23 protein-coding genes are annotated in these 23,737 nt (G+C 58.9%); 12 read left to right on the top strand and 11 right to left on the bottom strand.

Going from position 1 to position 23,737, the window contains the following annotated elements; translation table 11 throughout:
• Positions 1 to 54 precede the first annotated feature (54 nt).
• Positions 55 to 996: a tyrosine-type recombinase/integrase gene (locus OKC40_RS06920; RefSeq protein ID WP_270794599.1), complete on the top strand. Its 942-nt coding sequence runs from the start codon at positions 55 to 57 to the stop codon at positions 994 to 996.
• Between the two features lie 160 nt (positions 997 to 1,156).
• Positions 1,157 to 1,441 (top strand): RepB family protein, encoded by a 285-nt coding sequence (locus tag OKC40_RS06925; RefSeq protein WP_100653771.1) that lies wholly within the window; start codon positions 1,157 to 1,159, stop codon positions 1,439 to 1,441.
• Between the two features lie 212 nt (positions 1,442 to 1,653).
• On the opposite strand, the gene rsmF is transcribed toward OKC40_RS06925, so the two are convergent.
• The 4 genes from rsmF to OKC40_RS06945 all read right to left on the bottom strand — a co-directional run bounded on the left by rsmF (position 1,654) and on the right by OKC40_RS06945 (position 7,051).
• A complete protein-coding gene (gene rsmF / locus OKC40_RS06930; protein ID WP_270693078.1) occupies positions 1,654 to 3,084 on the bottom strand; it encodes a 16S rRNA (cytosine(1407)-C(5))-methyltransferase RsmF in 1,431 nt (476 codons plus the stop codon).
• A gap of 146 nt (positions 3,085 to 3,230) precedes the next feature.
• Positions 3,231 to 5,783: an MlaD family protein gene (locus OKC40_RS06935; RefSeq protein WP_270794600.1), complete on the bottom strand. Its 2,553-nt coding sequence runs from the start codon at positions 5,781 to 5,783 to the stop codon at positions 3,231 to 3,233.
• 55 nt (positions 5,784 to 5,838) lie between these two features.
• Positions 5,839 to 6,441, bottom strand: a complete 603-nt coding sequence (locus tag OKC40_RS06940) for a paraquat-inducible protein A (protein ID WP_042655792.1) — start codon at positions 6,439 to 6,441, stop codon at positions 5,839 to 5,841.
• Positions 6,425 to 7,051: a paraquat-inducible protein A gene (locus tag OKC40_RS06945; RefSeq protein WP_058051958.1), complete on the bottom strand. Its 627-nt coding sequence runs from the start codon at positions 7,049 to 7,051 to the stop codon at positions 6,425 to 6,427. Before OKC40_RS06945 ends, OKC40_RS06940 begins: the two co-directional genes overlap by 17 nt.
• A gap of 147 nt (positions 7,052 to 7,198) precedes the next feature.
• Here OKC40_RS06945 and prpB point away from each other — a divergent pair, with 147 nt between their 5' ends.
• From prpB to OKC40_RS06960, 3 genes are read left to right on the top strand one after another with little or no spacing between them, the layout of a single operon-like run.
• Positions 7,199 to 8,086 carry a methylisocitrate lyase gene (gene prpB / locus OKC40_RS06950; RefSeq protein WP_270794629.1) on the top strand — a complete coding sequence of 296 codons (888 nt, stop codon included), beginning with the start codon at positions 7,199 to 7,201 and terminating at the stop codon, positions 8,084 to 8,086.
• A 10-nt stretch (positions 8,087 to 8,096) separates the two neighbouring features.
• Positions 8,097 to 9,224 (top strand): bifunctional 2-methylcitrate synthase/citrate synthase, encoded by a 1,128-nt coding sequence (prpC, locus tag OKC40_RS06955; protein ID WP_270794603.1) that lies wholly within the window; start codon positions 8,097 to 8,099, stop codon positions 9,222 to 9,224.
• A 10-nt stretch (positions 9,225 to 9,234) separates the two neighbouring features.
• Complete coding sequence (locus OKC40_RS06960; protein WP_270794605.1) at positions 9,235 to 10,680, top strand: bifunctional 2-methylcitrate dehydratase/aconitate hydratase; 1,446 nt, start codon at positions 9,235 to 9,237, stop codon at positions 10,678 to 10,680.
• Between the two features lie 100 nt (positions 10,681 to 10,780).
• Here the strand turns inward: OKC40_RS06960 and OKC40_RS06965 are convergent, their stop codons facing one another.
• Entirely contained in the window at positions 10,781 to 11,509 is a 729-nt protein-coding gene (locus OKC40_RS06965) for an FFLEELY motif protein (protein WP_058051962.1), read from the bottom strand.
• Between the two features lie 259 nt (positions 11,510 to 11,768).
• On the opposite strand from OKC40_RS06965, the gene OKC40_RS06970 reads away from it, so the two are divergent.
• Positions 11,769 to 12,104, top strand: coding sequence for a polyhydroxyalkanoic acid system family protein (locus OKC40_RS06970; RefSeq protein WP_182969005.1), 336 nt, complete (start codon positions 11,769 to 11,771; stop codon positions 12,102 to 12,104).
• A gap of 256 nt (positions 12,105 to 12,360) precedes the next feature.
• Positions 12,361 to 13,791: a wax ester/triacylglycerol synthase family O-acyltransferase gene (locus OKC40_RS06975; RefSeq protein ID WP_270794608.1), complete on the top strand. Its 1,431-nt coding sequence runs from the start codon at positions 12,361 to 12,363 to the stop codon at positions 13,789 to 13,791.
• A gap of 115 nt (positions 13,792 to 13,906) precedes the next feature.
• Here the strand turns inward: OKC40_RS06975 and OKC40_RS06980 are convergent, their stop codons facing one another.
• The 4 genes from OKC40_RS06980 to OKC40_RS06995 all read right to left on the bottom strand — a co-directional run bounded on the left by OKC40_RS06980 (position 13,907) and on the right by OKC40_RS06995 (position 17,218).
• Positions 13,907 to 14,695 carry a hypothetical protein gene (locus OKC40_RS06980; RefSeq protein WP_270794610.1) on the bottom strand — a complete coding sequence of 263 codons (789 nt, stop codon included), beginning with the start codon at positions 14,693 to 14,695 and terminating at the stop codon, positions 13,907 to 13,909.
• Positions 14,696 to 14,720: 25 nt separating this feature from the next.
• Complete coding sequence (locus tag OKC40_RS06985; protein WP_270794612.1) at positions 14,721 to 15,362, bottom strand: TetR/AcrR family transcriptional regulator; 642 nt, start codon at positions 15,360 to 15,362, stop codon at positions 14,721 to 14,723.
• 1 nt (position 15,363) lies between these two features.
• Positions 15,364 to 16,551 (bottom strand): patatin-like phospholipase family protein, encoded by a 1,188-nt coding sequence (locus OKC40_RS06990; RefSeq protein WP_270794614.1) that lies wholly within the window; start codon positions 16,549 to 16,551, stop codon positions 15,364 to 15,366.
• A 94-nt stretch (positions 16,552 to 16,645) separates the two neighbouring features.
• Entirely contained in the window at positions 16,646 to 17,218 is a 573-nt protein-coding gene (locus OKC40_RS06995; protein ID WP_042655803.1) for a phasin family protein, read from the bottom strand.
• Positions 17,219 to 17,465: 247 nt separating this feature from the next.
• On the opposite strand from OKC40_RS06995, the gene OKC40_RS07000 reads away from it, so the two are divergent.
• Positions 17,466 to 19,439, top strand: coding sequence for an SDR family oxidoreductase (locus OKC40_RS07000; RefSeq protein WP_270794615.1), 1,974 nt, complete (start codon positions 17,466 to 17,468; stop codon positions 19,437 to 19,439).
• 79 nt (positions 19,440 to 19,518) lie between these two features.
• Here the strand turns inward: OKC40_RS07000 and OKC40_RS07005 are convergent, their stop codons facing one another.
• Positions 19,519 to 20,394: an esterase/lipase family protein gene (locus OKC40_RS07005; protein WP_270794617.1), complete on the bottom strand. Its 876-nt coding sequence runs from the start codon at positions 20,392 to 20,394 to the stop codon at positions 19,519 to 19,521.
• Positions 20,395 to 20,564: 170 nt separating this feature from the next.
• Between OKC40_RS07005 and OKC40_RS07010 the strand changes: the two genes are divergently transcribed.
• The 4 genes from OKC40_RS07010 to OKC40_RS07025 all read left to right on the top strand — a co-directional run bounded on the left by OKC40_RS07010 (position 20,565) and on the right by OKC40_RS07025 (position 23,414).
• Positions 20,565 to 20,867, top strand: a complete 303-nt coding sequence (locus OKC40_RS07010) for a YebG family protein (protein WP_042062880.1) — start codon at positions 20,565 to 20,567, stop codon at positions 20,865 to 20,867.
• A 380-nt stretch (positions 20,868 to 21,247) separates the two neighbouring features.
• Entirely contained in the window at positions 21,248 to 22,510 is a 1,263-nt protein-coding gene (locus OKC40_RS07015) for a tyrosine-type recombinase/integrase (RefSeq protein WP_270794631.1), read from the top strand.
• A 265-nt stretch (positions 22,511 to 22,775) separates the two neighbouring features.
• The gene (locus OKC40_RS07020) at positions 22,776 to 23,111 is read left to right on the top strand and encodes a hypothetical protein (RefSeq protein WP_042655808.1); all 336 of its coding nucleotides are present in this window, start codon (positions 22,776 to 22,778) and stop codon (positions 23,109 to 23,111) included.
• A 60-nt stretch (positions 23,112 to 23,171) separates the two neighbouring features.
• Positions 23,172 to 23,414 (top strand): hypothetical protein, encoded by a 243-nt coding sequence (locus tag OKC40_RS07025; RefSeq protein WP_270794619.1) that lies wholly within the window; start codon positions 23,172 to 23,174, stop codon positions 23,412 to 23,414.
• Between the two features lie 73 nt (positions 23,415 to 23,487).
• Here OKC40_RS07025 and OKC40_RS07030 read toward each other — a convergent pair.
• Positions 23,488 to 23,737, bottom strand: a 250-nt coding sequence (locus OKC40_RS07030) for an ATP-binding protein (RefSeq protein WP_270794621.1), incomplete at its 5' end; no start/stop codon positions are given.

The following is a 23,737-nucleotide window of genomic DNA, read 5'->3' on the forward strand; positions in this document are numbered from 1 at the left end:
AAGTCACTACAGACTGTTTTCGATGCACAGCTAAATAGTCGGGCACGCCGCTTTTTGCGCAGTGCAAAAGCGGATTCCACCCTCAATGCCTATCAGGCGGACACCCGTATTTTTGTCTTCTGGTGCCAATTGCACGGGTTGGATCCGCTACAAACCACTCATCACGACATCATGAACTTTCTGGCAGATCAGGCCGACGGGGTACTGGCTGACTGGGTATGGCTCAATAAAGAAGAAGGGAGAGGAGAGCTGCGTAATGGTGAACCGCGTAAACCGGCAACTCTGGTACGCAGGCTTGCCGGGATCCGTTATGCCTTCAAGCAGAAAGGAATTCACCCCATGCCCACCGAACATCCCGAAATCAAGGAGATGATGCGCGGTATTGTCAGGTTGGGGGATAACCGCAAGCGCAAAACCGGTGCCCTGACGCTGCAGCCTTTGACCCAGGTGCTCGATGGCATCGACACCAGTGACCTCGCGGGTTTGCGTGATCACACCCTGCTACTGCTGATGTTCAGTGGCGCCTTGCGCCGTTCGGAAGCGGCCCGAATTGAGGTGAGCGACCTCGATTTTATGGGGCAGGGGATCCGCCTTCGCCTCAAACCTAGCAAGCATCAACTCCATGAGACCGAGATCGCCCTGATCCCGGGCAAGCACTATTGTCCTGTGTCGGCACTGCAAAACTGGCTGAGCAAAAGCCGGATCAGCGAGGGGCCGCTATTTCGGCGCATGAACCGCTGGGGTCAACTGATGGCCGAACCACTCGGCCCCCAGGGCATCAATCTGATGATCAAGCGCCGAACCGGCCAAACCATCGACGATCTTTACGTCAGTGGCCACAGCCTGCGGCGCGGATTTATCACCTCGGCGGTAACAGCCGGCAAGCCGATGAACAAGATCATCGAGGTGACGCGCCACAAGGATATGCGAACCCTGCAGGAGTACTTCGATGACGCCCACAAATTCTCCGATCATGCCCTTGATGGCTTGCTCTGATATAACTGCGCCACTGAATTATTTATGTTAAATTACATCCTGTTGATCTAATGATATATTTGTCGCGCAGCCAGTAGCCCAAAGGGGAAGGGCATCTTCCAATGGATAATGGCATGTGGTGAGAGATAACAAACTCGGAAATGTAATATCGCAAGGACATATGAGCCAAGAAATGACAGTGCGTGAAGAGCAAGAGGCGGTGCCCCAAAACAATGCCGAGCGGCAGCGCCAACATGTAAAACGCAAGCAGGAGACCCATACCCGGCTGCAATGCTGGATCAGCAATCGCCACGCCGAACGATTGGCCGCACTGGGTCTTCATCTCGAAGACAGTCAGGCATCACTCATCGAGCAGGCGATCGATCTGCTCTACCAACATGAGCTGGGTAGAGAACCTCCGTTTGAAAACAGAGTCGCCACACAGGTCGAAGAGACCGTTGAATAGACACAAGAGTGAAGTAACAGCGATACGTGAAGAGATAAAAAAAGCCAGGTACGAATTCCTTGTACCTGGCATAGGGGAATTGGCTCCTTGCAGAGCCGTGCGCTAACTGGTGTTCGGATTGCCTTAAGCTTAGACAAGGCTCAAGGCTTTTCAAGATCCCGATAAAAGTTCAACCGCAGTGTGGGTATCCAAACTCGTTCACGAACAGCCCACTATGCATTGAACAGATTGTTGTCACGTACCAGCTCGCGGGGGAGGGCATTCTTGACCCGACTGCCAACCCATTTCCCCATGCCCAGGGTATGCCCCTGATAGCGGACGATCACCTCGCCAGCGCCAGCATCCTGCTCTGGCCAGACATCCCGCCCCATCATGAATTCCCGCGCGTTGGCGCTATCCAGTTCGACCACGCCCTTGCTCGCTTTATCACCATAGGCCAGCGCCCACTCATGGGTGAGGCGATAGCCTTTCTTGAAGGTCTCGGCCAGCTTGATGCCGATGCGATCGAAACGCAGCTTGCCCTGTACCTGATCAAACCGCTTGGGGAAGAGCCAGATCTCGTCATTGCGACCAAACAGCTGCCCTTGAGGCGTCACGCCAAAGTTGGCCTCAATATCGCGCAACATGGGTTCCGCCTCTTTGGCCGGTAGCGGCGCAAAGGGGAATTTGCCGAGCTTGCCCGGCTTGAACATGGTGTTGGGCACGGAGTGATGCTTGCGCAATCTGGCGACGAAAAAGCCTTCACTGTCGAAGATCTGGGGCCAAACGTGCAGGTATCCTTCGGATGTGCAGGCCTGCTCTGCATAGGGGAACAGGTCGGCCAGCGAGTCAAAACTCAACGCATCGCCAAACTTGTCCAGCAGGGATTGGCAGACCGCCTGATTCTCCTGCTCACTCAAGGTGCAGGTGGAGTAGACCAGTACGCCGCCCGGTTTCAAGGCATGGAAGGCGCTCTCCAGCAACCCTTGTTGCACCGCCGCGATCTCGTCGATACTCTCGATGCTCCAGTTGCGCAGGGCATCTTCATCCTTGCGCACCGTCCCTTCGCCGGAGCAGGGGGCGTCGAGCAGGATGGCGTCGAAGGTCTCTGGCAACCACTGGCCAAACACCTTGGCATCAAAATGGGTCATGCCCACATTGGTCACACCGCAACGCTGGATGTTGGCGCTCAGCACCTTGAGCCGGCTGCTGGAAAACTCGTTGGCAACCAGCATCCCCTGATTGTTCATCAGGGCGGCAATCTGGGTGGTCTTGGAGCCGGGGGCCGCCGCCGCATCCAGCAACATGCCGTCCGCTTTGATCTTGTCGCTGGCAAATAGCGCCGTCACCGGCAGCATGGAGCTCGCTTCCTGAATGTAGAACAGCCCGCTCAGATGCTCGGCGGTGTTGCCAAGGGGGACGGTTTCATCGCTGCGGGTCAACCAGAAGCCGGTGTCACACCAGGGTACCGGGTCGAGCTGCCAACCCAATGGCTGCATCAGCGCGACGAAGTCGGAGACGGCGATCTTCAAGGTATTGACCCGAATGCTGCGGCGCAGCGGACGTCGACAACTGGCCACAAACTCATCCATCGAGAGATGGGTCGGCATGATGGCCGCAATGTGGCGTAAAAAATAATCGGGAAGGTAGGTGTTGTCGTGCACGGTGCCGTCTCGTTGACCGAAAAAGAGGGGCGATATCCTACCACAAGGCTAGGAATATTCTGAATCTGAACACCTTCAACAGGCTCCGGAATATAAAAAAGCCCGGCGCGAGGCCGGGCTTGGAGGATATACGCAAAGGGGAGGGATCAGGGCTGGATGCGCGGGCTCCACTCCTGCCACTCTTTCTCGGCTTTGCCGTAGAGCGGATAGCTGTGGCCTGCCTTGACGGTTGGCCCCATCTCCTTCTCCGGGGTATTGAAGGCGATGCCGCCAGCCAGCAGGCTCTGCACGGTTTCAACCTCGATGGTGCCGCCGGTCAGGCCGATATCTGCTTTGACCCCGGAGACATTCCAGAAGCGCGAGTTGGCCCGCACCAGATGGGCATACTCCTTCTCCACGTTGACGTCGATCACCACCTCGCTGCCATCCCGAGCCAGCGCCACCTGGGTGACACTGCCCACTACCATCTTGCGAAACAGCAGCGGGCTACCAACGCTCAGGCCATTGACCGACGGGCTCTTGAGGGTCAGAGCCAGACCCACCGGGCCAACCTGACTCAAGGGGAAGCGATCTTTGCCAGCGCCTTTACCGGGGAGCGCCTCCACAAATGCCCCCTTGATCAAGGTATCGAGATGAGCAATACCGCCCAACCCCAGCTTGGCTTGCACCAGGGTAAAGCGAGCGCCGGATTGCAGGAAACGCTCGGCGTAATGACCATCGAGTTCAGCTTTGAAGATCACCTGACCCAAAGATGGCTCCAGCTCAATCTCTTCAATTTTGCCGATATCGACCCCGCGATAGCGGATCGGGCTGCCAATCCCGAGCCCCGGATTGTTATCAGCGACCAGAGAGAGCGTGCGTACTTTCGCACGGGCCTGCTCTTTACTGTCAAACAGCTGATGGCTGCTACGGCCATTGGCCAGCCGGTCGAACTCGATGGCACCGCGCAACAGGGTCGCCAGATTACCGACTTTGACCTTGACGCCATCAATCCCGACCCGGGTATCGATGGCCGCTTTCTTCCAGAATTGCGGTTGTTGGGCGAGGAGGGGGGCATACACGCCATCAATTTCTAGCTCGATCTCGACCCCCTCTTTGGCGGCGCGCAGCTGTTTGACCTTGCCCGCTTCCAGCCCCAGATAGAGCACAGGTGAACCAATGCCGATGCCATCGGCCTGATCTGCCTTGAGCAACCAGCGCTGGGGCTTGGCATCACGGGTTCCCAGCAGAGCCAACTCCTGACTCGGGTAGAGACGATTAATCCGCTCGCCACTGCTGGCTTGCACCAGCTTGATCCCGCCTCCCAACCAGGCACTGGCCGGACTGGTTTCTACCTTGATGCCGCTCAGATCGGCATCGATCTGCAACGGGGCGGCGCGATAGAAGCGGGCACGGTTGAGCAGATGACCATAGTTCGGCGCCATCACCAGCTCGACACTGGCATTGCCACGCGCATCCAGGGTGAGCTGGCTGATGCGGCCCACCTGCAATCCCTTGAACCAGACCGGCGCATCCTGATTGAGCCCCGCCAGATCGTCAGCCTGCAGCGTCACCTTGGTGCCGCTCTGGGGAGCGCGATCGGTCAGGGTCATCTGGTGTGCCGGTTTGCCCGCCACATAGTCAAGGCGAATGGCCGGGCCGGAGAGCAGGCGATCCGCATGCTGCACGCCGGTCGCGGAGAGGGCGACACTCTCCCACACCAGCTGGCTCTTGTCGGTGATGCGATAGGCCTGCTCCGGGTTGATCAGCGCCGTTACCACCCGTCCCTTGTCGGTGAGACGAATGGGGTCGATACGACCAATCTCGATCCCCTCATAGAGGATGGGCATCCCCTCCTTGACCGGAAGATCGCCAGCCGCAATCTCGATACGCTCGCCACGCGCTGCTTCCGCCAGCCCTTTGTAAAGAGTAAACAGCTGCCCTTTCTCCGGCTCTGGGGAGTCCTTGGGCGAATCAAAGGCGATGCCACCGCTCAGGATGGAGGTGAGGCTGCCAGCCTCCACGCTCACCCCGGCCAGACTGAAGGAGCCCTTGATGCCGCTGATGTTCCAGAAGCGGGTATCGGCTTTGACCAGATGTTCGAAACGCGGCTCGATCACCAGATCCAGAATGACGTTCTGGTTGTCCTGGCCCAGACGGGTATTGATGACGCTGCCCACCTCGATGCCGCGGAAATAGAGCTTGGCGCCAATCCCCACCGAGCCCAGCGAATCGGCGGTCAGGTGCAGCATGCGACCTTGCGCCTGATAGCCGGGGGGAGGACCCTCCAGCGCATCGAAGGTCTCCTCCAGCGGATTGCTTTCTCGCCCCGGCTGCAGGTTGATGTAATTGCCGGAGACTAGGGTATCGAGGCCGGAGATCTCGGTGAGCGACGCCTTGGGGCTCACCAGCCAGAAATCGGACCCCTTGCGAATAAGCGGTCTGGCACGGCTGTCAATCTTGGCCATGACCGCAATCTTGCGGCCATCTTCGGCCAGCTCCAGCTCCTGCACCACGCCGATGGCCACCCCCTGATAACGAATCTGGGTTTTGCCCGGCAAGATGCCGTTGCCTTGCGCGAAGTTGATCTGGATAAGCTGGCCACGGCTTAATACCTGCTGATAGAGAAAGCCACCTGCCAGCAGCAGGGCTATCAGGGGTAACAGCCAGACCGGCGATAACCAGCGACGCTTTTCAATGACGGGTTCAGCCCCGATCATACCGACTCCTTATTGGCTGGATTAAACAGCGCATCAGACAAAAACAGAGAAATCATCAACGGGCCGCCTTGTCCCACAGTAAACGGGTATCGAGCATGCGGGCCGACATCATGGTCAGCACCACCACACCGGCAAAGGCGGTGGCACCGGGGCCTGCGCGAACACTCAGCAGGACGCCCCGATCTACCAGCGCCACCATCAACGAGATCACGAACAGGTCCAGCATCGACCAGCGGCCGATAAAATCGATCACCCGGTACATCACCAGCTGGCGCTTGCGCCGCACCGGTTTGGTCCGCTGCAACTGCCAGCAGATCCAGCCCAGCCCCAATATCTTGCCCACCGGCACCAGTATGCTGGCGGTGAGGACGATGGTCGCAATCCCGCTCATTTTGCTGCGATAGAGCATCATGATACCGCTGAAGATGGTATCGGATTGCAGCAACCCCTTATTGTAGAAGTGGGTAATGGGCAGCAGGTTGGCAGGCAGCAACATGAAGGTGGCGAGCGCCAGCAAGCCCCATGACCAGGCAAGGGAGCGGGGAATGCGCACCTGCAGCTTGCTGCCGCAGCGGGGACACACGGCGTGGAACCGATAACGGACCAGCAGGCCACAGGTTTGGCAGCCGCACAGCCCCATCTCACGGGCGCTGGTCATGTTCCGGCTCCTTTAACGGGATCCGCGCCCAGTAAGGGGCGGGGTCAAACAGGATCAGCAGGGTCATGTTAAGCAGCATCAGAATGCCGAGGCTGAGCAGCCCGCCACCGAGGCGCACATCGGCGATATCGATCAGTTTGAACAGGGCGACCAACAGGCTGACGATATAGACCTCCAGCATGGCCCAGTGGCGAAACACCTCGACCATCTTCAAGGTGGGCGCAAGGATATGCCAACGCTTGGCCATGCCAGATGCCAGCGCAAAGATCCCCGCCAACAATCCTACCGGCGCCAGAACGGCGCACCAGAGCACCAAAGAGGCCACCCAAAACTCCCCTTCGCCAAACAGCACCAGGATCCCGCGCAGCAAGTCGGCATCGGAGTTGACCCCCGCCAGCCGCAGATAGATCAGCGGCTCAAAAAACGCGGAGGGCAGCAACAAAAAACCGGTGATGGTCAGTGCCATCAACTGGGAGGGACGAAAGGCATAACGGCCATACAGATGCTGGTGACAACGTGGGCAGTGGGCATGGCGACGCAGCGGCAGTGCCTTGCGCTGGATCAGCAAGTCGCACGCCGGACAGACAATCACGGAACCGGGCTCCATCATACAATTCAACCTGTTGAAGGAATTGGTGAAATTTACCCTAAAACCGGTTTCCTGTCTTGCCTGCGGCCGGAATGTTACGAAAGTATAATTGACGTTAACGTAAACGTGATATTAGATAGCCAGACTAGACAGGTGAAAGGAGTCATGATGTCCAGTTTGTCCCCCTCGGCAGGCCTGCGCTTTCGCACCGCCCTCGCCAATGAACGGCCCCTGCAGATCGTCGGCACCATCAATGCCTATATGGCGCTGATGGCCGAGCGCAGCGGTTTTCAAGCCCTCTATCTCTCCGGCGCCGGGGTGGCTAACGCCTCATACGGCTTGCCGGATCTCGGCATGACCTCCCTCAACGATGTGCTGATCGATGCAGAACGGATCACCGCGGCGACCCGAGTGCCACTGCTGGTCGATATCGACACCGGCTGGGGTGGGGCATTCAATATCGCCCGCACCATTCGCGCGTTCGAGCGGGCCGGTGTCGCCGCCGTTCATATGGAAGATCAGGTGGCCCAGAAGCGCTGCGGCCACCGCCCAAACAAGGCGGTGGTGTCGCTGGAGGAGATGTGCGATCGCATCAAGGCAGCGGTGGATGCCCGCGAGAATAGTGAGTTTGTCATTATGGCGCGTACAGACGCACTGGCGGTGGAGGGCATAGATTCCGCCCTTGAGCGTGCCGCTGCTTATGTGGCCGCCGGTGCCGACATGATCTTCGCCGAGGCGGTGACCGAGCTTGCCCAGTATGACCAGTTCAGGCAGGCGGCTGGAGTGCCCATCCTCGCCAACATGACCGAGTTCGGCAAAACCGAGCTGTTTGACAAGGAGCTGCTCGCCGCCCACGGCGTCGACATGGTGCTCTACCCCTTGAGTGCCAACCGCGCCGCCAATCAGGCCGCCCTCAACGTCTATCAACATATTCGCCAGGATGGCCATCAGCGCGCCGTCGTGGCGGCCATGCAGACCCGGGAGTCGCTCTACGACTTCCTCGGATATCACCACTACGAGCAGACACTGGATCGTCTGTTTTCAGCCAAGGAATAGGAGGCAGCTTATGGGACAGCAAAAACCGTTGGGCGGGGCAGGTCTGCGCGGGCAGAGTGCGGGGGAGACCAGCATCTGCACCGTAGGCAAGAGCGGCACCGGTCTCACCTATCGCGGCTATGACATCAAGGAGCTGGCCGATAGCGCCCAGTTCGAGGAGGTCGCCTATCTGCTGCTCAAGGGGGAGTTACCCGGTGAGCAGCAGCTTGACGCGTACAAGCGCGAACTGCGTCGCCTGCGCATCTTGCCCCAGCCGCTGCTGGAGGTGCTGGAGCGTATTCCCGCCGATGCCCACCCCATGGATGTGCTGCGCACCGGCTGCTCCATGCTCGGCGATCTGGAGCCGGAAGATGGTTTCGAGCATGAGCATGAAGTGGCGGATCGGCTGCTGGCCGCCTTTCCGGGCATTCTGATCTACTGGTACAAGTTCAGTCACGAGGGAGTTCGCATCGCTCTCGATACCGACGAGGAGTGTATCGGTGGCCACTTTTTGGCGCTGCTGCACCAGAAGGCGCCGAGCGAGCTGGAGCGTCGGGTGATGCACGTCTCCCTCATCCTCTACGCCGAACATGAGTTCAACGCCTCCACCTTTGCGGCGCGAGTTTGCGCCTCGACCCTTTCCGACATGTTCTCCTGCATCACTGCCGCTATCGGCACCCTGCGCGGCCCGCTCCACGGCGGTGCCAACGAGGCGGCCATGGCGATGATCGAGCCCTGGCAAGATGAGACGCAGGCAAGGCGCGAACTGCTGGCCAAGCTGGCGGCCAAGGAGAAGATCATGGGCTTTGGCCACGCCATCTACCGCACCTCGGATCCGCGCAACATCATCATCAAGGCGTGGTCAGCCAAACTGGCCGAAGCGGTGGGGGATGACCGCCTCTATCGCGTCTCCTGCGAGGCGGAGAAGGTGATGTGGGAAGAGAAAGAGCTCTTTCCCAACGCCGACTTCTTCCACGCCAGCGCCTATCACTACATGGGGATCCCGACCAAGCTGTTCACGCCTATCTTCGTCTGCTCGCGGGTCACCGGCTGGTGCGCCCACGTGATGGAGCAGCGCGAGCACAACCGGATCATCCGCCCGAGCGCCGATTATGTCGGCCCGGCGCCACGTCATTTTGTCTCCCTACAACAACGATAAGGAAATCACGATGTCCGCCAACGTCGACGTCAACCACAGACCCGAGCCCGATCAGGTGCTGGTCGATATTGCCGATTATGTCTGCAACCACCCCATTACCAGCCAGGCGGCCCTCGACACCGCCCGCTACTGCCTGATGGACACCCTTGGCTGTGGCCTGCTGGCCCTGCGCTTCCCCGAATGTACCAAACACCTCGGACCCATCGTACCCGGCACCGTCGTGCCCCATGGTGCCCGGGTGCCCGGTACCCAGCTCTGCCTCGATCCGGTCAAGGCAGCCTGGGATATCGGCGCCATCATCCGCTGGCTCGATTACAACGACACCTGGCTGGCCGCCGAATGGGGTCACCCCTCAGACAATCTGGGCGGCATTCTCGCCACCGCCGACTGGCTCTCCCGTACCGGCGTGGCCGAAGGCAAGGCGCCGCTCACCATGAGCGATGTGCTGGTGGCCATGGTCAAAGCCCATGAAATTCAGGGGGTGCTGGCGCTGGAGAACTCTTTCAACCGGGTCGGTCTCGATCACGTGGTGCTGGTCAAGGTTGCCAGCACCGCCGTGGTGACCCACATGCTGGGTGGCACCCGCGATCAGGTGATCGATGCGGTCTCCCAGGCCTGGGTCGATGGTCAGAGCCTGCGAACTTACCGTCATGCTCCCAATGCCGGTTCGCGCAAGAGCTGGGCGGCGGGGGATGCGACCTCCCGCGCGGTACGGTTGGCGCTGATCACCATGAGCGGCGAGATGGGCTATCCCGGTGCGCTGAGCGCCCCCAAGTGGGGTTTCTACGACGTGCTGTTCAAGGGCAACCAGTTCGCTCTGCATCAGGGCTACGGCAGCTATGTGATGGAGAACGTGCTGTTCAAGATCTCCTATCCCGCCGAGTTCCACGCCCAGACCGCGGTGGAGTGCGCCATGAAGCTGCACGAGCAGGTGAAGGGACGGCTGGACGAGATCGACCGCATCGAGCTCACCACTCATGAGTCGGCCATTCGCATCATCAGCAAGGTCGGCGCCCTCAATAACCCGGCCGATCGGGATCACTGCCTGCAATATATGGTGGCGGTGCCGCTGATCTTTGGACGCCTGATCGCCGAGGATTACGAGGACGACGTGGCCGCCGATCCCCGCATCGACGCGCTGCGTGGCAAGATGGTGGTGCAGGAGGACAAGCGTTACAGCCGCGAATATCTGGAGGCGGACAAGCGCTCCATTGCCAACGCAATCCAGATCTTCTTCAAGGACGGCTCTCACACTGCCAAGGTCGAGGTGGAGTACCCGGTCGGCCATCGTCGCCGCCGGGAGGAGGGGATCCCGCTGCTGGTGGAAAAATTCCAGCACAATCTGGCCACCCGCTTCCCGACCAAACGGGTCAGAGACATTCTGGCCCTCTGTCAGGACGGGCCGCGCCTTGCCGCCACCCCGGTACACGCCTTTATGGATCTGCTGGTGATCTGACTGGTCTTATATTGGCCAAAATATCGGCAAACAGCGATAAACGAACAGCGGGCCCATCGGCCCGCTTTATCATTCTGGCGATTAATCCTTCACTGCAACACTAGGCCAGCACACTGCTGTCGCCGTTAAAGAGCGCCGTCATGATCGCCGTCTCGCGACTGGCGATGGTCTCGAGAAACTCGTTGGCTCGCCCCATCTTGTGACACACCTGATAACCCCGCTCGACAAAGGAGAAGAGCTCGCCCAGCCCAGCCAGATGGGCGGGTCCTGACACCAGCTTGAGGGTCGCGCCAAGCAGCGGTTTTCTCGCCAGCCTGTCCAGCGTCATGCCAAGCTCGCTCACCAACACAATCTGATGTTCGCGGCGCGCCTGCTCACCGACGGCGCGATAGGCGATAGCGTAGTGCTCCGCAGTAATGGGGTTGAGCCCGTTAATGCGCCGCAGCGCCACCACCATCAGGTAGTCCAGCTCCTCGGAGAGGGCATCAAGCTCGATCGCCTGCGCCAGCACCTTGAGGCCGGACTCCGGTAACAGTCGCTCGGCGGTCGGCATCACCCGCATCACGTCCGCATCGCGCCGGGCGCAATCCCCCGGGCCATAAAGATCGGTCAGGAAAAACTTGGCGGCGGGGCCGTAGCGGTCGCTCTCCAGCAGATCGCGATGGGTACGCCCCAACCTGTCGGCCTGCCACTGGCGCAACCGGTCCCGATCCTGCTGATCTTCCGGGTGAGCCCGCATCTGCTCGCGCAAGGCCGCGACCCGATGGAGCTGGCGGTAGAGCCGCCCCAGGGTGCTATCGTCATCGTGGGCATCTTCTTGATGGGTCATCTACCGCTCTCCGGCCTTGGGCCCATTGATGGGAAAATAGAGAAATAGCGATACAAGTGAATGAAAAACAAGCAGCTTTTTCTATCAGTTTGGCGACAAGTGTAGCGTGCAAGGGGGAGGGAATAAATGCCGTACGCCATTGAGGGCGTTCATCGTCATCCACTCTGTTAAGTGAGTCCCATTTATGTGAACCATCCTTTCACTTGTTGTGAACATGTGTTTAATATCAATAAATATCTTATGACCCAGAGTAACTACCATGTTCTTCTACGACTCCCTCGCTGGCAGCAGCGCACTCTCCACCATTCAGGTCAGTCGTCGGCATCCGCTGGGACTGGCCGCCGCCCGACTCGCTGCCGAAGCCATCGCCCAGGATATGAGCGAGAGCTATCAACTCGACTGCGAATGGGCAGATGAAGATGAGACCGAACTGCGCTTTCGCGGCTCGGGGGTACATGGCACTCTCACCCTGGACGACGATACCCTGGAACTGCAAGTGCATCTTGGCTTGATGCTGTTGCCGGTACGCAGCGTACTGGAACAGGAGATCCTCGATTATGTGGATAATCGCTTACCTTGTCCCAAACGTGTTTGAAACTTTTCGTCGCACTGGCATTAAATAAACCTGCGGTGAACGATGGCTGTTTGAAATAAGTGGGCAAACCATATCGTTTGCCAATGTGATTAACCGGCGATATCCGGATTCTGTTTTGTACGTTATTCGTCATTTCTATTTTCATATTTCGAGTCGGCACTCGCTATTGTCATCTTGATTACCCAAGGCTCTCGTCCGGATATGAGGGCATGAGCAACTTGCCGCCTCGGTAAATTCATTTTGTAGGGAAACAACCATGCCACCGAGTGAATTTATCTCCTGCGTCGATACCGCCTGGTTACGCATGGACAGACCCAATAACCTGATGCAGATCATCGGCGTCCTGATGTTTGAAGGGGAGCTTGATGAGGCAAGGTTGCGGGCCGGATTACGCCACACCATTTCGGTGCAACCCCGCTTCCACCAGCGGGCCATTCTGGAAGGGGGCTCCTACTACTGGCGCCATGACCCCGATTTCGATCTCGATCAGCACCTCAAGCGGGTGATCCTGCCGGGTAACGCAGGCAAGCTTGAGCTGGAGAAGCTGGTGGCCGATCTCGCCTCCACACCGCTCAACCACCAGCGCCCCCTGTGGGACATGCACCTGACCGACACCTCGTTGGGCGGGCAAGCGCTGGTGGTACGCATTCACCACGCCATGGGTGACGGCTTCTCGCTGGTGCGGGCCATGCTGACCATGATGGATAACACCCCGCAAGGCGCACCGCGACCGCCGTCACCGGAACCACTGGATGACAGCGAGGACGAGGAGGCAGACGACAGCCACCACGGCAGCCGACTGGTGCGGGCCGGTCTCAAGCTGACCGGCACCCTCTGGTCCAAATATGTCGAGGTGGTCACCCATCCCACCAAGGCGGTGGATTACCTCAAGACCGGGCGGGATCTGGCGAGCGAGCTGTGCAATATCGCCACCCTCAGTGATGACTCGCCCTGCCGCTTGCGGGGCAAAACCGCCAGTACCAAACGGGTGGCCTGGTCGGAGCAAATTGATCTGCCGGATATCAAGGCGGTGGGCAAGGTGCTGGGCTGCTCGGTCAACGATCTGCTGATCGCCGCGACCGCCGGGGCGTTTCGCCACTACCTGCAAGAGAAGGGGGATGACGCCAACAAGGTCAAGATCCGCGCGCTGGTGCCGGTCAACATGCGTGCGCCGGACGACGAGGGGGCGCTGGGCAACCGCTTCGGGCTGGTGGCCCTGGACTTGCCGCTGGATGTCGAGCATCCACTGCAACGGCTCTATACCGTGCGTGATCGGATGCAGGCGCTGCGCACCTCGCTTCAACCCGTGGTGGTGCTCAATCTGTTGCACGCCCTTGGTATGGCCCCCAATGCGGTGCAGCAGCAGGCGGTCGAGCTGCTCACGGCCAAGGCCAGTGCGGTGATCACCAATGTTCCCGGCCCGCAGCAGACCCTCTATATGGCGGGGGCGCGGCTGCGCCAGCCGCTGTTCTGGGTGCCGCAATCGGGGGATATCGGCGTCGGCGTCTCGATCCTCTCTTACGATCACAAGGTGCAACTGGGCCTTATCACCGACAAGAAGCTGGTGCCGGATCCGGATCGGGTGGTGGCGCGTTTTGCGGTGGAGTTTGAACAACTGTTGCTGCTGGTGCTGATGGAGCCGGATCTGCTGTTCGATCCCCATGGACTGGATGCCCTGCTCGGTTGATTGACGCAGAATCGACTGGCGACAGGTCGTTCAACCACTCAACAACCATCAACAAAGAGGCCAACCCGCGGGTTGGCCTCTTGTTTTGTTATCAATGGATGGCGGAGAGGGGGGGTTACTCCTCCAGCTCCTCGCGCGCCGCCTCCACATCGAGGCGCTCCATGGCATCCACCGGTTCGCACCCGGCCGCTTCGGCATAGAGGGCTTCGGCGGCTTTCAGGCGGCTCTTGCCGTGCAGCATCACCTGGGCGTTGGCGTACTCCATGCGGGCGATAGCCGAGTCGGGGATCAGCGCCAGCGCCTCCTTGAAGTGACGCTCTGACTCCTCTTTCTTGGCGCCATAGGTGAGACCACCAATCATGGCCCCCAGCTTGTCGACAATCTCTGCGTGCCAGGCACCGAACGCAATATGGGCTTCGGCGTGGTCGGGCTCAAGCTCCAACGCCTTCTCAAGGCTTGCCTTGATCTTGTCACCAATCCCCTGCGAGAGCGCCTTGGTGATGGAGATGACCTGACTGTAGCGACCGAGCGCCAGGGCGTGGAAATACCAGGCATTGACGTTATCGGGCTGGCGCTTTTGCAGCTTCTCGGCATGGCTGGCCGCCCGCTCGAAGGCGGCGCGCTTGGCGTACTTGTCCTCCAGCAGATAGCTGGCGTGGATCACCAGCGCCTTGTTCGCCACATTGAGTCCCGCTTCTCCGGCCGCTTCGCCAAGGGCGACGGCCTTGGCAAAATCTCCGGCATGATAGGCCCGCCAGGCATCCTGAACCTGCTCGTCCTCCGGCCAGGGTTCGGCATCCCCCTGATGGAGGCGATCCCAGTTGTCCGCCAGCTTCTGGCCAGCATAGTCATAGGCCGCGTCCGCGTAGGGGAAGGGGACAAATTCGAGTTGTGAAGTGGTCATGCATATTCTCCCTGTCGCATGTGAATCAAACCTTGTCGGTGTAGTGGTGGGCGAGGGCGCCCAGATGAGCGCGGGCATCGGCCCGCAAATAGGGGGCGACCAGCTGCATCACCTGAACGACGCCGAGGGCGATATCGGCATCCGCCTTGGGGTGTAGTGCCCGCTGGTAAGAGATCCAGAATGTGCCCACCAGCGCCACATTGGCCGCCAGGGTGCGTATCTGTTGCGCCGTGCCCTCCATCAGCCCGGCCGTTTGCAGGTGATTGCAAATGGCGGCGGCGGTCTGCTCCTTGCGGCGCAGCAGGGCGGAAAAGCGCTGCTCCACCTGATGATAACCGCTCATCAGGGTAGCGATATCGTAGTAGAGGAAACGGTACTGCCAGATGGCCTCAAACATCAGATGGAGGAAAAGCCAGATATCTTCCGCCTCATCGGAGGGGGTCGTGACCGCATCCAGCAGGCGATCCATCTGCTGCTCGAATTCACCGAACAGGGCGTTGACGATCTCCTCCTTGTTGTGGAAGTGGTAGTAAAGATTGCCCTGGCTTATCTCCATCTCGGCCGCAATGGCCGAGGTGGTGACGCCGGGTTCGCCCTGCCGGTTGAAGCAGGCGAGGGCAGTGGTCAGGATCCGCTCCCGGGTACGACGTTTGGGTTTGCGATCCATGCTACTCCTTCGAGGGTGAACGACGCACGCCGTGGCGATAGCGTTTGGCAAGCCAGTGCTGCAACTGCTCCAGCGACTTGTCTAGCGCATCGACCGAGCCACTGCCGGGGGCCAGCAGGGTGCGATGTTCATCTGCCAGCGCCCCCAGATTGAGCTCGAGGCCATGCTTGGCCAGCACCGGCGCCAGCTCGTCACGGCGTTGCCAGAGATCGCGGCGGGTATGCTGATAGGCGTGCTCGCAGAGGCGGCGACGATCCCGATAGCTGAACACATTGGTAAAGAACATCTCGCCATCGGCAGAGGAGGGCTCAAACAGCAAGGCGTCGGCGTCGGGATATTGATGTTTGTAACGATCCATCCCCACATGCATGCGGGAGTGGATAATGGCGCGAAAAGTCTGGGCCAGCACTACGGGCAGACCGCTATCCACCAGATTGGTCGGTGCGCCGGCGGCCATGTCTGCATCATAGGGCACCAGCGGATTGATGCAGAACACCAGATCCGCCCCCTCTTGCAGCGCCACCGAGGCGTGCAGGGTCTTGATCAGCGCCCCGTCCACATAGTAACGACCGTTGATCAGCGAGGGGGGAAAGAGGCCGGGCAGGGCGGCCGAAGCCTGTACCGCCGCCGAGATGGGCACGTCATCGAGCCCCGGGCTGCCGAAGGCAACCGGATGACCGGTGTCGAGTTCGGTGGCCACCACAAACAGCCGACTGCGCAGTTGGCGAAAATCGTTGCTGCGGCCGGGGCGCGAGAAAAACTGGGTCAGGGTGCGATCCACCCCGCGGTTGTCAAACAGTCCGGTCGGAATGGCTTTGGAGAGCCCCTGCAGCGACTCAAACAGGCTGCGCTTCCAGGGGGCCGCCAGATAGTAGGTCAGACTCTGCCACGCCAGCGGCGGGATCGAGGTCAGGCGCTCGGCGTATTCCCGAAAGGCGGGGCGAAGCAGGGTAGCCGGGTCAAACATCTCCCCCGCATCATCGCTGAGCAGGATCCGCACCAGCTTCGCCGGCGAGATACCGTTGGCCAGTGCCGATGCCACCACGGCCCCCGAGCTCACGCCAACATAGATGTCGGCATGGTCGAGACGCAGACCGCTGATGCTGTCGGAGAGCGCCGCGCAGGCACCGATCTCGTAGATGCCACCGAGCGGCCCGCCGCCGGCAAGGGCAATTGCGATGGTACTCATAGCGTCGCCTCCCTATCCATGACTCTCTCCATGACAAGACCGGCCCAGCGAGGGGCATGGGCCGGTATCAATCACCTTCTTTCACCGTGAGGGATCAGGGCAGGACGCTTTCCGCTTTGGCCTTCACCTCTTTCACCGCATCTTCGGCGGCGGAGAGCAGATCGGCGGCTTGCTCGACCACCGCCTCTTTAGCCTTGGCTACCGGGGCTTTCTTTACCGGTGGCTTGCGAGCGGCGGGCTTCTTGGCGGCTGCCGGCTTGGCTTCGGCTTCAGGGGCCTCTTCATCCTGGGCATCCAGCAGTTGCTGCACCACATCGGTCAGCTCGGCCATGCGCTTGGAGAGCTTGTCGATATCCTTGCGGGTCGGGATACCCAGACTGGCCACAGCGCGGGCGACGCGATCTTCAAACACCTGCTCCAGACGGCCCCAGGTATTGGCGGTCTTGTCGGTCACTGCGGCAATCTTCTCATCGGCGCTCTGACGGGTTTTGGCCTGCAGCGCTTCCCCTTCCTGCACCAGGGCTTCAAAGATCTTGCCACCCTCTTCCTGTGCTTTGGCATAGGCACCCAGACCCGCCAACCAGATCTGCTGGGTGGACTCCTTGATGGTGGAGGTGAGTTGGTTGTCGGTCACTGACCCTGCCAGTGCTTTCAATTTCTTAGCCATGATCTTCTCCTTGAATAACGACAGTTAAACGTAATGGCGACAACGACAACTGCAATCCGGTTGTGGCATTACTGATTTTTCAACTCCAGTCTAGGGACAAAAAATAGAGGGTTCTACCTAATAACGAAATAGTGAATGGGTGGAAATAAGGGATGGCTCACGAACCGGCAATCGAATTGCAGATTTCCATATGAAGCGTGATATATCTAACGGTAAGTAACAGCCAAATCAGTAGCGGAACAATGACATGAACTATTTCATCACAGGCGGAAGTGGCTTTATCGGGCGCAGGTTGATCAAAAAATTGCTGGAACGTGCGCCCGAGAATCGGGTCTATTTTTTGATGCGCGCCTCTCATCAGGATAAATTGCCGGAGTTGTTTGCATTCTGGCATGTGGATGAGCAAAGAGCCGTTCCGATCATTGGCGACATGACGCTGCCACTGCTGGGGGTATCAGCCGCCGAGCAGGAACAACTCCGCGGCCAGATCGATCACTTTTTCCATCTCGCGGCGATCTACGATCTCAACGCCAAGGCGGGCATCCAGCAACAGGTGAATACCGAAGGAACCCGCCAGGCGGTGCAACTTGCCGAGCGGTTGGGGGCGGGGCAGTTCCACCACTGCAGCTCCATCGCCGCAGCGGGCCTGTTTGACGGTCTGTTTCGGGAAGACATGTTCGACGAGGCCGAGCACCTCGATATGCCCTATTTCCAGACCAAACACGAAGCTAAAGGGATCGTTCGTAACGAATGCACCATTGCGTGGCGCATCTACCGGCCGGGGATCGTCGTCGGTGACGCCAATACCGGCGAGATGGACAAGATCGACGGCCCTTACTACTTCTTCAAGACCATTCAGAAGCTGCGCCGCCTGTTGCCGCCCTGGATGCCCGCCATCGGGGTGGAAGGGGGCCGCATCAATATCGTGCCGGTCAACTTTGTGGTCGATGCCATGGCCCATATCGCCCATCAGGACGGGGAGGAGAACAAAACCTTCCACCTGACCGATCCCAATCCGATGCGGGTTGGCGACATGCTCAGCACCTTCTCCCGTGCAGCCCATGCGCCGGAGCCTGCCATTCGCATCAACGCCTCTTTGTTCAGCTTCATTCCCCGCCACCTGACGGCGATGCTGATGACCATGACGCCAGTGCGCCGCATTCGCGATGCCGCCATCGCCGATCTGGGGCTGCCCAAGGATATCTTCCGCCTCATCAACTACCCGACCCGTTTTGACAGCCGGGAGACCCAGCGTCTGCTGAAAGGCACCGGCATCGAAGTGCCGCCGCTGCACAGCTATGCCTGGCGGCTGTGGGATTACTGGGAGCGCCATCTCGACCCCGAGCTCTTTATCGATCGCTCCCTGCGCGGTCGGGTCGAAGGAAAAGTGGTGCTGGTGACCGGCGCCACCTCCGGCATAGGCCGCGCCACCGCACGCAAACTGGCGGGGGCAGGGGCCATCGTGGTGACCATCGCCCGCGATGAGCAGAAAATTGCCGAAACCCAGGCCGAGTTTGCCGAACTGGGGCTCACCATGCAGGTCTATCAGGGCGATCTCGCCGATCTGGCGCAGGGTGAGGCGATCACTCGGCAGATTGTCGAAGAGCACGGCGGGGTAGATATTCTGATCAACAACGCCGGCCGCTCCATCCGCCGCTCCATTGAAGACTCCTTCGAGCGCTTCCACGATCTGGAGCGTACCATGCAGCTCAACTACTTCGGGGCGCTCAAGGTGATCATTGGGGTGCTGCCCACCATGATTGAGAAGAAAAAAGGGCACATCATCAACATCTCCTCCATCGGGGTGTTGACCAATGCGCCGCGCTTCTCCGCCTATGTTGCCTCCAAGTCGGCCCTTGATGCCTGGGTGCGCACCGCCGCCTCCGAGTTTGCCGACAAGGGGGTCAGCTTCTCCATCATCAATATGCCGCTGGTGAAAACGCCGATGGTCGCGCCGACCAAGGTCTATGAGCAGGTGCCGATGATGACGCCGGAAGAGGCCGCGGATCTGGTGTGCGATACCATCATCAACAAGCATGTACGGCTAGCAACCCGCCTCGGGGTGTTCGGTCAGGTGGTTCATGCGCTGGCACCGCGGGTAGCCCAGGTGATCATGAACACCAGCTTCCGCACCTTTGCCGATCCCAAGGATGGTGACAAATCCAAGGCGACCGCCGATCAGGTTGCCGTCTCGACCCTGATCAAGGGGATCCATTTCTAACCGGATGATGCGCCAAAGAGATGAGTAGGGGCCTGAGCAATCAGGCCCCTGTTTTATTTGGCAAAACGATTAAGGAAGGTCATGCCCGAGCCAGCAGATCAAGCAGCAGATCGGTGGTGCGGCGGGAGTAGAGCAGAGAGAGATGGCCGATGGCGGGCAACTCGATATCGTCCATGCCCGCCAACCGTTGCCACTCCTGCGGCATCACCACGTTGTCATGGCTGGTGCGCACCGAAATACCGGGCACGCAAAGTGGCACCGAGGCGAAACGCTGCAACCAGCCGGACCCGGGCTCCATCTCGCGGGCGTTGGCCCCCAGTCCAAGGGCGGCCAGCTGACTGCCCTGATGGGGGGTGGCCAGGGTGATCAGGCACGCAACCTTGTCACCGCCATGAAGAGCCAGATAGTCGCGACAGACCAGCCCCCCCATGCTGTGACCGACCAGCACCAGCTTGTCAGCCCCGGTCTGCGCCAGCACATCGTCAATCCGGGTGGCCAGCAGTGGCACCATCTCATCAATATGACCAAATGGTGGCATCAGGGTAATGGTGGCGACCACATGGCCTGCGGCTTCCAGTCGGGCACGCTGGGTACGCCAGATCCCGCGACTGCAACCGTAGCCATGCACCAGCAATACGGGGCGCTGGCATGGATGCAGCCGATCGGGTGCCATCAGTAAAGGCTCGAACGGCAGCAACCAGGTAAAGGTGTAGAGGTAGGCCAGCATCTCCTGCGCCATCATCTTCACCCTGCGCCAGGCGCCAATGGCCGGGGAGGGGTAGAAGCGGGTAAACAGCCAGCTGCCGAGCACCACCAGACAGCGCAAGCCCAGCAGGGCAAACACCACAAACAGCAGGGTCAGCAACCAGGGAAGTCCCACGACCAAGTGGGCGATACTCCCGAGGAGCAGCACCTCTACCATCAGCAGGATAAACAGGTGTCGTACGATCGTCATAAGGCCATGATCCGACCAGTCAGGCGTGGAAGTCAAATGGCACTTTGAGACAGCTTGATCCAGCGCGGCTTTTGTCGCTAAACCCCGGCGAACTCTTTTCCGGTGAGGTTATTTGCAATACTGTATATCCATACATATACTCTATCCATCATCACCAAGAGGAGGCCATCATGGCTGTCGAGATAAAATATGTGGTTGTTCGTGGGGGAGTGGAAAAAATGACCTTTGCCAGCAAAAAAGAGGCCGATGCCTATGACAAGCTGCTGGATACGGCCGACGAGTTGATGACCCTGTTGGCCAGCGCCCCGATCGAGCTGGCGCCAGAGCAGCAAGAGAGTCTGGCATTCTACCTGGCAGAACAGCGTGATGTGCTGCAAACCCTGCTGCGTGGCGGCAAGGTTCAGGCTGGCGCGAAAGAGGAAGAGGCTCCAGCTGCCAAGCGCAAAGAGAAGCCGCTCAAACAGGTGGCCTGATTGCCCAGGCCTGCTATTTCTCGGGGTAGATAGCCAAACCCATTCATTTATTTTGCATTTAAAACCATTTTTTCGGCTATTTACCCCGAGAATTTTTTAACAACCGTGCATATAACATGCATAACTGAATAGCGGGCGGCGATGAGCGACGTCAGCCAAATCAACGAGAGCGTAACGAACAAACAAGAGTGAGGTCGTCGTCCTGCTCGCTCCAGACAGCCTCAATCTGCAGCAACAAGTGACAGTACAAACACCAACAGAAGTCGCCTTCATGCATTACGAGCCCTTTTCTATCGTCTCGGCTCACAGACTCATATCGATTCATCTCATCACCAACAAACAACACCATGACTCAACACCCATTATCCTTGCCGCCCGCCATGCCGCTGTTTGACAGCCTGATCTATCTGGAAGCGGGCAACCCGCAGGTCAATCAGTACCTTGCCAACCTCAGCCTCAACGATGTGCCCGATGCCGGACTGGTTTACGAACTGGCGGTCGACTGGCTGCTGGAGCAGCGCAACAGCGAAAACAACTACAAAACCTATCGCAGCGAACTGACCACCTTTTTGCACTGGTGTTTTCGCGAGGCTGCCATCAGCCCGAAAGATCTCACTCGCCGCATCATGATCCGCTATCTCGATTACTGTCAGTCCCCACCTGACGAGTTGATCGCCTATCGCAACGTGGCGCAGTTTGTCCTCGACAAGGAGTGGGGAGAGCGATTGCCCAATCCGCAATGGCGACCATTTCTCGGCAAGCGGGATCTGGGCCGCACCTTGCCCTATCGTCTGAGCGAGCAAGCAATGAAGACCAAGCTCGCCATCTTGTCGGCCTTCTTCCAGTTCCTGATCCAGGAGGAGTACATGGACCGCAATCCCGCCCTGCTGCTGCAACGGGTCAAACGACCGCAGCAGCCGGAGGAGGGCGAGCAGGTGCAATGCTTTAGCGAGTTGCAATGGTCCTACGTGATGCAGGCTGCTGATACCCTGGCCAGCGACCACCCTGAACAGCACGAACGCAGCCGCTTTCTCATCATTCTGATGTATGCCTGCTATCTGCGGATCTCGGAGGTTGCCGCCAGGCCGGGCTTTACGCCGGTGATGGGGCAGTTTCGCCGGGAGCGAAAAACCGGCGTTTGGGGATATTTCATTCCACAGAGCAAGGGGGGAAAACGGCGTACCGTGGCGGTCTCCCAGGCGCTGTTGGCGGCACTCGAACGCTACCGCAGCTTCCTCGGTCTCTCCCCGTTGCCGACACCGGACGAGCAAACGCCGCTATTCGTTCGCCATAAAGCGGCCGCCCACGGCCGCGAGCAGGGCGAACTCAACGCCAACCTCGGCATTCGCCAGTTACGGGATTTGATCATGGTGATCATCGGCAAGGGGGCCGAGCTAGCCGAGCAGGATGGCTTTGCCCAGGATGCGGCCGAAATGCGGCAACTCTCTCCCCACGCCATTCGCCATACCGGGATCACCCATGACATCAACCTGCACGGGCGGCCGCTCTCCCACGTACAGGCCGATGCCGGACATGACAGCATCGACACCACCTCGAAATATCTGCACACCAGCAACAGTGAACGGCATGAGAGTGCACAGCAGAAACCGCTGGACCGCTTAAATAGCAAAAGTGAGAGATAACAACCATAAAAAACCAACGGCCAGTGTGACTTTGCCCTGTTCTCTGCAGGTTATTTTTGACACAAAGAGTGGTTCATTAAGGTCTCATACAAGCTGGAGCTGTTACTTTGCACTTCTCCAAAATGGCAATCGGTTCAGGGAACACTTTCGTGGCTCACACGGGGCGGTAAGGAACGAGCGCGTTGCCATCAGCGGGATAAACCGTTATCCCGTAGCAGAGAGAAAACAAACAATTACATAGCTTGCTGAAATACCGAGACACCCTATGCCGCTAGATATCATCAAAAAAACCTACAAGATTGTCGGACAAGGCGATCTGATGGCGCAATTTACCCTGATCCCTTCAGGCACCTTGAACATCTGGTTTCCCGACACCGGATTACAAATGGAAGCACCCTGCAGTCAGCTTCGCTTTGAAAATGACACCCTGCTCTATACCAATGGGATGCACTACAGCCAGGCGAGGGCATTCTGGTCGCTAACGCTTCATGGTGTCGATATGAGTGAACTGAAGAGACTGATCATTGAGGTGTGCAATAATTGCCGACCCGCGCACCAACCAACCGTCATGCCAAAACGCAAACGGTGGTTGACCGCCTGAAGGATCAACAGCAAGGCCGGTATCGCAAGATACCGGCCTTTTTCACGTCATGACGCAGCGTTGAAAAGCGAACAGAGTAGCGGGATCAGCAATATCCGGATTGGCCGCCACGAATGCAACACTTTAATAACATTGATATTTATTACTGACATGGCCCTTGCATATCCAGTCATCATTGGTGATATTGATATCAATATGACCCGATACCAAGGAGCAGGTATGCAAGTGGCAGTGGTGGAAAAGACATTCAGGATCGTCGGAAAAGGTTCGCTAATAGCCCAGTTCACCTTTATCTCTGGCTAATAACATCATGTCGATCAGCCAATAACATCATGCCGATCACCATTTTTCTACCCGCAGGAACTGCGTCTTTCTTTTACTCTGCCTGATCGGCATCGGTCAAGTTGATGCCCTGTTTTCGCATCGACTCACCTGTCAAACCTACTCGTACCGCTCTGTGGATCAGCCGGTCCAGGATCGCTTCTGCGAATGTGGCCTCTCCGATCATCCCATACCATTTCTCTACCGGCAGTTGGCTCGCAACCACTGTCGAGACCCTCCCGTAACGGGTATCGATGATCTCCAGCAAATTACTGCGCTCGGCCGCATCCAGCATCTCCATGCCC

It is taken from the genome of Aeromonas sp. QDB11, assembly GCF_027705265.1.
In the GTDB taxonomy this organism is placed as follows: Bacteria; Pseudomonadota; Gammaproteobacteria; order Enterobacterales; family Aeromonadaceae; genus Aeromonas; species Aeromonas allosaccharophila.